Genomic DNA, 9843 nt, shown 5'->3' with positions numbered 1-9843 from the left:
GGGTCGACGGGGTCGTAGCCGGTGACGGGGGCGCCGGGCATGCCGGGGGCGACGTAGCCCTCGGGGGAGAGCGGGGGCGGCGCGACCGAGTAGTGCTGGGCGGTGTGCGGCCGGGCCGAGGGGCCGTCAGTGTCCGGCGCGGATGCGGTCATGGGCGTCGAATCCCCCCGGAAAAGACGATGAGCTGCTGAACGGTAGCAGTGACTCGGACAGATCTTGGCGAGTTTTCGATCACAGGTCGGGCACGGAGCGCCGCACCCGTTCCGGTTCGTCCCGGCTTGGGACGGGGGGCGGGTGGTCGAGGGCCCCCGGGACAGGAGATGATGGAGGCTTGGGCGTTGGGACCGAGGCCGGGCCGACGCGCCGTCACCACGACCGCCGGCAGCACATGGGGGAACGTTCCGAATGACCCAGGCGCAGGGTTCCACCGGCCGCCTCCTGGCCGGCCGCTACCGCCTGAACGGCGTGCTCGGACGCGGCGGCATGGGCACTGTCTGGCGCGCCGAGGACGAAATGCTGGGCCGGACCGTCGCGGTCAAGGAACTGCGGATGAACGCCAGCGTCGACGAGGACGAGAAGCACCGGCTGATCACCCGGACGCTGCGCGAGGCCAAGGCCACGGCGCGGATCCGGCACAACTCGGCGGTCACCGTCTTCGACGTGGTCGACGAGGACGACCGGCCGTGGATCGTGATGGAGCTGGTCGAGTCCCGCTCGCTGGCCGACGTCATCCGCGAGGACGGGCCGCTGGCCCCCGCCCGGGCCGCCGAGATCGCGCTCGACGTGCTGGGCGTGCTGAGCGCCGCGCACGCGCTGGGCATCCTGCACCGGGACGTCAAGCCGTCCAACGTGCTGATGGGCGATGACGGCCGGGTGGTGCTCACCGACTTCGGCATCGCGAGCGTGGAGGGCGACGCCTCCGTCACCTCCACCGGCATGCTGGTCGGCGCGCCCTCGTACATATCCCCGGAGCGGGCCCGCGGGCAGAAGCCCGGGCCGCCGGCCGACCTGTGGTCGCTGGGCGGCACGCTGTACGCGATGGTCGAGGGCCGGCCGCCGTACGACCGCGGCTCGGCACTGGCCACGCTGACCGCGGTGATGACCGAGGACCTGATCGCGCCGGTGAACGCCGGGGCGCTGCTGCCGGTGATCGAGGGGCTGCTGGCGAAGGACCCGGCCGAGCGGCTGAACGCCTCGCAGACCCGGTCGATGCTCAAGCGGGTGGTCGCGGAGGCGACCGCGAAGGCCGAGTCGACCACCGAGCATGCGATGCCGGTGGAGGAGGCGGTCGCTGCGGCGGCGTCGGCGTCCGGGGTGGAGTCGAAGGCCGGGGCGGAGCCGAAGGTCGGGGCGGAGCCGGAGTCGGAGCCGGCTTTGGAGAAGAAGCCCGGGGATGGCCGGAGGCGGGCCGTGGGCGGGCTGCTGGGGACGGTCCGGGTGGGCAGTCGGGCCCGGGATGAGGAGCCGGTCGCGGTGGCTGGGGTGGAGCCCGCCGCCAAGGCTGAGCCTGCGTCCGAGCCGATCCGGCCGGTGACCAGCGAGTGGACGATGGGCGCGACGCAGGCCGCCGGGGCCGACCCGCGCACCGGGCGGCGGCGGTTGGCCATCGCCACCGTGGTCGTGGTGCTGCTGCTGATCGCGGGAGTGGTGGCGGTGGTCCAGGCCGTCGGCGGCGGGAGCGGCGGTTCGACGGGTGAGTCCACGCACGGGGTGGGCGCATCCTCGCCGGTGGCCACTGATGCCACGCCCAGCCAGAGTGCGCCGGCTCCCGTGCCCCCGCCTGCCGGGACGCCGGGGGCGGACGTCACCACGCCCGCTCCCGTACAGCCTGCTCCGGTACAGCCCGCCCCCGCGCAGCCCGCGGCGACCACGCCGGCTGCTCCCGCGCAGGTGCCGGCCCCGGCGCAGCCCGCGCCGGGCGGTGCGGTGCCGGCCGGGTACCACGAGTACAAGGACCCGAGCGGCTTCTCGGTCGTCCTGCCGGACGGGCTGCAGCCGGCCGACTCCGGGTCCAACCGGCGGATCTTCAAGAACGCGGCCGACGGCAGCCAGCTGCGGATCGAGTGGACGACCTCGCCGGGCGCGAGCGCCGTCGCGGACTGGCAGGAGTCCGAGCCCGACCTCCGCGCCCTGGTCAGCAACTACCAGCGGCTGAACCTCTCGGCGATCACCTACCGGCAGTGGACCAACGCGGCGGACTGGGAGTGGACCAACGGCACGCCCAGGATGCACTCGCTCAACCGCGGCTTCGTGACCGGGACTCCGGCCAAGTACGGCTACTCGATCTACTGGATCGTCCCGGACGCCCAGTGGGCGGCGCTGGCCCCGGCCCGGGACGTCGTCTTCACCAGCTTCCAGCCCGCGCCGTAGGAACGGTGCGGGCCGGCGGGTTCAGCCGATCAGGCGCTGCTTGGCGCGGGTGAACTCGTCCTCGGTGAGCGCACCGGAGGCGCGCAGGGCGGCCAACCGTTCCAGCTGGCCGATGAGTTGCTCGTCGGCGTCGGGTGCGGCGGCGGGCTTCTGCAGCGCCGGGGCGGTGCGGGCGAGCCGGGCGGACTCCCGTATCTGTTCGGCGAAGACGTCGGCCTTGACCACGTCCTCGAAGCGGTGCGAGCCGGTCAGTGCGACGACCGTCAGGACGTCTCCGTTGAGTTTGGTGCGGGTGACGGTGGCGTCGGTGACGGCGGCGAGCGGAACCGGTACCGGCGGCTTCCCGTCCTTCAGGAAGAGCAGCCGGTGGGTGGTCAGGACGAGCACCCCCTTGCGGAAGTGGTCGGGGTGGCGCCCGGCAGTGGAGGCGACGGGCTTCTCGCCGTCGATGACGCTGGCCTCCACCGTGCGGACGACCTCCGCCTGGTTTGCTTGGTTGGTGTTTCCCGCCACCCTGAAGGCGGTGTCGATCAGATCGGTCCATTCCATGGGACCGAGCGTAAAGGAGCCGCTCAGTAGGCTGCTCGGTGAGCGAGAGGAACTGGCATGCGAGGCGGCCCCGGGCAGTTGGCGGCCGGGCGGTACCGGCTGACGGACCGTCCTGAACCGCTGTGTGCGTACGCGGTGGACGAACGGACCGGAGAATCGGTCCTGCTGCGCGCCCTTGAGCTGCCGGGGCTGCTGACCACCGGTCAGGATCCGGAGGGCGCGGCGGCCGCGCAGGCGGACCGGCTGGTGCGGCGGGTGGCGGCGGTCGGCTCGGCCGCGCCGACCGGGCACCCGCGGTTGCTGCGCGGGGTCGGCGCGTTCGTCGAGGGCGAGCTGCTGTGGACGGTCGAGGAGCGGCCGGCCGGGGGGACGGCGGCCGAGCTGCTCGTCGCCGGGCCGCTGCCGCCGTACCGGGCGGCCGAGTTGGCGGCGGACCTGGCCGGCGCGCTGCGGGCGCTGCACGGGGCCGGGCTCACCCACGGCAATCTGACCGCCGAGTCGGTGCTGGTCTGCGAGGACGGCGCGGCGATGCTCGGCGGGCTGCTCGCCGGGGTGGCCCAGGAGGCGCTGGCCGAGGAGCTCGGCGGGCCCGGCGGGCGGCGCCGGTACGACGTACGGGCCGTCCTGGTCGGCCCGGTGGCGGAGCGCTGGCCGCTGGACGGCGGCCCGGCGGGCGACTGCTGGGCGCTCGGGGTGCTGCTGCACCGGCTGGTGACCGGCCGCTCGCCGTACCCGGAGGGCGGTGTGCCGGAGCTGGTGACGGCCGTACGGGACGGGCGGCGCGAGCACTCGGCGGTCTGCGGGCCGCTGGGGCCCCTGGTCGAGCGGCTGCTGCAGCCCGATCCGGTGCGCAGACCGACCGCGGAGGAGGTGCGCCGGGAGCTGGCGGAGCTGCTGGCGGGCGCGCCGGAGCCGGTGGACGAGGAGCGGGTGGCCCGGGCGGTGACGCTGAAGCCGGAGGCTCCGCTGGTGCCGCTGCGGCGGCGTCGGGGCGGTCGGGGTGCCGGGGATTCCGTGAGTGGCGGGTCCGGTGGCGGGGTGAAACCGCCGCGGATACCCCCCTCCCTGGTGGGCCCGCTTCTGGTGGGGGCGGTGTTTGTCCTGCTCGCGCTGGGAATAGCGGCCGTGGTGCTGTTCGCAGGCTGACGGCCCGGTCGGATCCGGGGCCGCCGCTCCGGAGGGTGGGCGTGATTACCTGGGGCGGCAACGTACGCCTAATGTGTGTGTGGGATTTGTTCGAACAGTGGTCTGCACCAGGTCCTCCGTCGCGGTGACGGCAGGCGGAATGTGTGGGGGAGCGGTCGCAGATGGGCGTGCAGGACCGGTCGGAAGCGGCCGAGGCGGAGCGGTTGCTGGCCGGGCGGTACGAGCTCGGCGAGCGGCTCGGCCGGGGCGGCATGGGCACCGTCTGGCGGGCCTGGGACCGGATGCTGGACCGCGAGGTCGCGGTCAAGGAGCTGACCGTCAACCACCTCCCCGAGGAGGACCTGCAGATCCTGCACGCCCGGATGAAGCGCGAGGCCAGCGCGGCCGCGCGGATCAAGCACCCCGGCGTGATCACCGTGCACGACGTGCTGGAGCAGGACGGCCGGCCGTGGATCGTGATGGAGCTGGTCGACGGCCGCTCGCTGGCCGACGTGATCAGCCAGGACGGCACCCTGCAGCCGCGCGCCGCCGCCGAGGTCGGCAGCCAGGTGCTCGCCGCGCTGCACCGCGGCCACCAGCTGGGCGTGCTGCACCGCGACGTGAAGCCGGCCAACGTGCTGCTGGAGCGCGGCACCGGGCGGGTGGTGCTGCTGGACTTCGGCATCGCGAAGTACGAGGGTTCGACCGAGCTGACCCGCCCCGGCGACCTGGTCGGCTCGCCGGACTACCTGGCGCCGGAGCGCGCCCAGGGCGAGCGGCCCGGGCCGGCCTCCGACCTGTGGGGCCTCGGGGCGACGCTGTACGCGGCGGTCGAGGGCCAGTCGCCGTTCCGTCGGGACTCGCCGATCACCACGCTGGCCGCGGTGGTCGACGAGCCGCTGCCGGAGTCGCGCCGGGCCGGGTCGCTGGGGCCGGTGCTGGCCGCGCTGATGGCCAAGGACCCGGCCGACCGGCCGACCGCGGACGAGGCGGCCCGGATGCTCGCCGAGGTCCAGGCCGGGCACACGATCGGCTTCAAGTCGGTCACGCCGGTGCGCGTGCCCACCCAGTCGGTGCCGGTGGTGGACCGCCGCGGAGGATCGGCGGGGGCCGGGGAGTCCGACAGTGGCGAGGGGCCCGAGGGCTCCGCGGGCTCCGATGGGCCGACCGAGTCGAAGGCGGCCGCTCCCGTCTCCGCCGTCCAGGACACCGCCGGGGGCGCGCTGGCCGCCGCGCAGGCGCACACCGCGCCCGTCGCTCCGGTGGCGCACTCCGTCACGCCCGCGCGCGGGCCGGCCAAGCGCCGCAACAGCGCGAAGATCATCGCCATCGCGGTGGCCGTCGGCCTGCTGGCGGCCGCGGCGACCTTCCTCGCCACCCGGCAGGTGGTCGGCGGCGGCACCGACGACCCGACGCAGGCCGAGTCGACCCCGCCGGGGCCCAGCAGCGACGCCAGCCCCGCGGCGGCGGCGCCCGACGGCTACCACTGGGTCGACGACCCGGCCGGCTTCCGCTTCCCGCTGCCCTCGGGCAGCCCCGCCTGGCAGCGCAGCAGCGCGGCGGACAACCAGATCTTCTACAGCCCCGACAACAAGGTGCACTACCTGCAGTTCGCCGTCACCGTCGGGCAGTCGGTCAAGCCGCTGGAGCACATGCGGCAGATGGAGAACAGCGTCTCCAAGTCGCTGAAGGACTACAAGCAGCAGAAGCTGACCGGCGTCGCGGTGAACGGCCACGAGGCGGCCGTCTGGGAGTTCAGCTACGCCGCGCAGGCCGGCGGGCGGCGGCGGGCGATCGAGGCCGAGTTCATCGACGACGACGGCACCAGCTACGCGATCTACTCGTCCAGCCCGGAGAAGGGCAACGAGTGGAACGAGGCGGAGCAGCGCTTCAACGCCGTGCTCCACTACTTCACGCCGACCCGCTGAGCGGGCGGCCCGCCTGACGCGGGACGAGCGGGCGCCCGCTTTCGCCCGACTACGGCAGATTCTTGTTACCGACGGGTACCGGACCCGGCGCCGAACGCCTAGGCTGCGCCGTATGTCGGACCTCACAGCAGATGCAGTGGCCACCGAACAGCTCGGCGCCGGCAACCCGGCGGCCCCCGGCGGAGGCCGGACCGTCACCGCGGCCGTCCCGCCGTCCCTGGGCACCCGGCTGGCCGCCGGCGTCACGGCCACCGGCGAGCCCGACCTGATCGACACCGTCGCCCCGCTCACCGGCGAGCGGCTGGCCAGCCTGCCGCAGTCCACCCCGGCCGACGTCGAGGTCGCCTTCCAGCTGGCCCGACGCGCCCAGGCGGCCTGGGCCGCGCTGCCGGTGCGCCGCCGCGCCGCCGTCCTGCTGCGCTTCCACGACCTGCTGCTCAAGCGGCAGGACGAGGTGCTGGACCTGATCCAGGCGGAGACCGGCAAGGCCCGGCTGCACGCCTTCGAGGAGGTGCTGGCCGTCGCCATGGCCGCCCGGCACTACGGGCGGGCCGCGCACTCGTACCTCAGGGACAAGCGGCGCGGCGGCGCGCTGCCGGTGCTCACCCACGCGGTCGAGGCCCGCCGCCCCAAGGGCGTGATCGGCCACATCTCGCCCTGGAACTACCCGCTGGAGCTGTCCGTCGGCGACGCCCTGCCCGCCTTCGTGGCCGGCAACGCGGTGGTCAACAAGCCCGACACGCAGACCGCGCTGACCGCCCTGTGGGCCCGCGAGCTGCTGGTCGAGGCCGGGCTGCCCGCCGACCTGTGGCAGGTCGTGATCGGCGACGGCCCGGTGATCGGCCCCGCCGTGGTGGAGCACGCGGACTACGTCTCCTTCACCGGCTCCACCCGCACCGGCCGCGACGTCGCCCAGCGCGCCGCCGCCCGGCTGGTCGGCGCCTCGCTCGAACTCGGCGGCAAGAACGCCATGCTGGTGCTCTCCGACGCCGACCTCGACGCCGCCGCCGCGGGCGCCGTACGCGCCTGCTTCTCCTCCGCCGGGCAGCTGTGCATCTCGATCGAGCGGCTGCTGGTGCACCGCTCGGTGGCCGACGCGTTCCTGGAGCGCTTCGCCGCCCGCACCCGGGCGCTGCGCCTCGGCGGCGGCCTCGCGTACGGCGCGGACATGGGCTCGCTGGTCTCCGTCCGCCAGCTGGAGACCACCACCCGGCACGTGGAGGAGGCGGTCAAGGCGGGCGCCACCGTGGTGGCCGGCGGGCGCGCCCGGCCGGACCTCGGCCCGTTCTTCTTCGAGCCGACCATCCTCGACGGCGTCACCCCGGAGATGGCGGTCTGCGCCGAGGAGACCTTCGGCCCGGTCGTCTCGGTCTACCGCTTCGACACCGAGGACGAGGCGGTGGCCGCCGCCAACTCCACGCCGTACGGCCTGAACTCCAGCGTCTGGACGAGGGACCTGCGGCGCGGCCGGTCGGTCGCGGCCCGGCTGCACACCGGGACGGTCAACGTCAACGAGGCCTACGCGGCCGCGTACGGTTCGGTCGGCTCGCCGATGGGCGGCATGGGCGACTCCGGGCTGGGCCGCCGGCACGGCGCCGAGGGCATCCTGCGCTTCACCGAGGCGCAGACCATCGCGACCCAGCGGCTGATGCCGATCGCGCCCTCGTTCGGCCTGGACGACAGGCAGTTCGCCGCCGTGATGACCGGCGGGCTGCGCGCGCTGAAGGCGCTGCGCTTCAAGTAGCCCCCAACTGGTGGTCACCACAGGCACGTTCACACGTCGAAGGAGCAGTGGCAGATGGTGGAGTCGGCAGTCGCGCCGGATTTTGACTACGACGTGGTCGTGGTCGGGTCCGGCTTCGGCGGTTCGGTCGCGGCGCTGCGGCTGACCGAGAAGGGCTACCGGGTCGCCGTCCTGGAGGCCGGGCGGCGCTTCGACCGGGACGGACTGCCCAGGAACTCCTGGGACCTGCCGAACTACCTGTGGGCGCCGCAGCTCGGGCTGTACGGCATCCAGCGGATCCACCTGCTGGCCAATGTGCTGATCCTGGCCGGCGCCGGGGTCGGCGGCGGCTCGCTGAACTACGCCAACACCCTGTACGTGCCGCCGAAGGCGTTCTTCGAGGACCGCCAGTGGCGCCACATCACCGACTGGCAGGAGGAGTTGGCGCCGTTCTACGACCAGGCGCAGCGGATGCTCGGGGTCCGGCTCAACCCGACCGTCACCCCCTCCGACGTCCACCTCAAGGCGGCCGCCGAGCGGATGGGCGTCGGCGACACCTTCCACATGGCGCCGGTCGGGGTCTTCTTCGGCGACGGCAAGGACACCGACGGCACGGCCAAGGCGGCGCCCGGCGACGAGGTCGCCGACCCGTACTTCGGCGGCGCCGGCCCGGCCCGCAAGGCCTGCGTGGAGTGCGGCGAGTGCATGACCGGCTGCCGGCACGGCGCCAAGAACATGCTCACCGAGAACTACCTGTACCTGGCGGAGCAGGGCGGTGCCGAGATCCACCCGCTCACCACGGTGGCGCGGATCCGGGAGTGCGCCGACGGTCACGGGAACCCCGGTTACGCCGTGGACGTGCGCCGCACCGACTCCCGCTCCAAGACCGACCGGGTGAAGGCGGGCGCGCGGACGATCACCGCGGCCCGGGTCGTGGTCGCGGCCGGCACCTACGGCACCCAGTCGCTGCTGCACCGGATGCGCGCCGGCGGGCACCTGCCCCGGATCTCGGCGCGGCTCGGCGAGCTGACCCGCACCAACTCCGAGGCCCTGGTGGGCGCGCAGACCACCGACCGGCGCTACGGCAGCAAGGCGGACTTCACCAAGGGCGTCGCGATCACCTCCTCGATCCACCCGGACGCCAACACCCACATCGAGCCGGTCCGCTACGGCAAGGGCTCCAACGCGATGGGCGCGCTGTCGATCGCGCAGGTCAAGGGGGGCGGACGGGCCCCGCGCTGGCTGCGCTACCTGGGCAACTCGGTGCTCCACCCGGTGACCTTCGCCCGCTCGATGAACCAGCGCGGCTGGTCCGAGAAGACGATCATCGGCCTGGTGATGCAGTCGCTGGACAACTCGATCACCGTCTCGCTGAAGAAGGGCCCGCTCGGCAAGGACCGGCTCACCTCCGGCCAGGGCCACGGAGCCCCCAACCCGACCTGGATCCCGGCCGCCGAGCAGGGCGCCCAGGCGCTGGCCGACGAGATCAACGGCTTCGCTGGCAGCACCGTCGGCGAGATCTTCGACATCCCGATGACCGCGCACTTCCTCGGCGGCTGCCCGATCGGCGACGCCCCCGAGACCGGCGTGGTCGACCCCTACCACCGGCTGTACGGGTACCCGGGGATCAGCGTGGTGGACGGCGCGGCCGTCTCCGCCAACCTCGGCGTCAACCCCTCGCTGACGATCACCGCCCAGGCCGAGCGCGCCATGTCGATGTGGCCGAACAAGGGCGAGGCCGACCCGCGCCCGGCCCAGGACCAGGCCTACCGGCGGGTCACCCCGGTGGCGCCGGTACGGCCGGCCGTACCGGAGGGCGCGTTCGGGGCGCTGCGGCTGCCGCTGCTGCCCGTCCCGGAGGTCCCGAAGAAGCGCGGCTGAACCCGGCCCGCCGGGCCAATCCGCCTGCCGGGGTTCCCGGTTGACAGCCGTTCGGAACCGATGGGATAAACGGGCTCCCTGGGGCGGCCCAGGGACTCGTCGAGCGGGGGGAAAGCGGTCCATGGCCAACTGCGCATCGTGCGGCGCGACTTCGGTGGAGGGGGCGGCCACCTGCGGTTCGTGCGGGCGGCCGGTCGCGCCGCCGCCCCCGCCGGCCGCCGCGCCGCCGCCCCCGCCGGGTGTGCCCGGGTACGGGCCGCCGCCGCC

6 protein-coding genes are annotated in these 9843 nt (G+C 74.1%); 5 read left to right on the top strand and 1 reads right to left on the bottom strand.

Annotation, left to right across the window (positions count from 1 at the left end):
* The first annotated feature begins 405 nt into the window (after window positions 1–405).
* Window positions 406–2370: a serine/threonine-protein kinase gene (locus tag OP86_RS31295; protein WP_030059221.1), complete on the top strand. Its 1965-nt coding sequence runs from the start codon at window positions 406–408 to the stop codon at window positions 2368–2370.
* A 21-nt stretch (window positions 2371–2391) separates the two neighbouring features.
* On the opposite strand, the gene OP86_RS31290 is transcribed toward OP86_RS31295, so the two are convergent.
* Complete coding sequence (locus OP86_RS31290) at window positions 2392–2919, bottom strand: SHOCT domain-containing protein (protein WP_030059219.1); 528 nt, start codon at window positions 2917–2919, stop codon at window positions 2392–2394.
* A 57-nt stretch (window positions 2920–2976) separates the two neighbouring features.
* Here OP86_RS31290 and OP86_RS31285 point away from each other — a divergent pair, with 57 nt between their 5' ends.
* The 4 genes from OP86_RS31285 (at window position 2977) to OP86_RS31270 (ending at window position 9576) form a co-directional block, all read left to right on the top strand.
* The gene (locus tag OP86_RS31285) at window positions 2977–4065 is read left to right on the top strand and encodes a protein kinase domain-containing protein (RefSeq protein WP_051831082.1); all 1089 of its coding nucleotides are present in this window, start codon (window positions 2977–2979) and stop codon (window positions 4063–4065) included.
* A 161-nt stretch (window positions 4066–4226) separates the two neighbouring features.
* On the top strand, window positions 4227–5972 hold the full coding sequence (locus tag OP86_RS37595) for a serine/threonine-protein kinase (RefSeq protein ID WP_030059215.1): 1746 nt from the start codon (window positions 4227–4229) through the stop codon (window positions 5970–5972).
* Between the two features lie 112 nt (window positions 5973–6084).
* A complete protein-coding gene (locus tag OP86_RS31275) occupies window positions 6085–7716 on the top strand; it encodes a succinic semialdehyde dehydrogenase (RefSeq protein WP_030059213.1) in 1632 nt (543 codons plus the stop codon).
* 54 nt (window positions 7717–7770) lie between these two features.
* On the top strand, window positions 7771–9576 hold the full coding sequence (locus OP86_RS31270) for a GMC family oxidoreductase (RefSeq protein WP_030059211.1): 1806 nt from the start codon (window positions 7771–7773) through the stop codon (window positions 9574–9576).
* Window positions 9577–9843 lie beyond the last annotated feature (267 nt).

Source organism: Streptomyces novaecaesareae, from assembly GCF_000716875.1.
Taxonomy (GTDB): domain Bacteria; phylum Actinomycetota; class Actinomycetes; order Streptomycetales; family Streptomycetaceae; genus Kitasatospora; species Kitasatospora novaecaesareae.
Note: the sequence above shows the minus strand (reverse complement) of the source record. Positions and strands in the feature narration are given on the sequence as shown.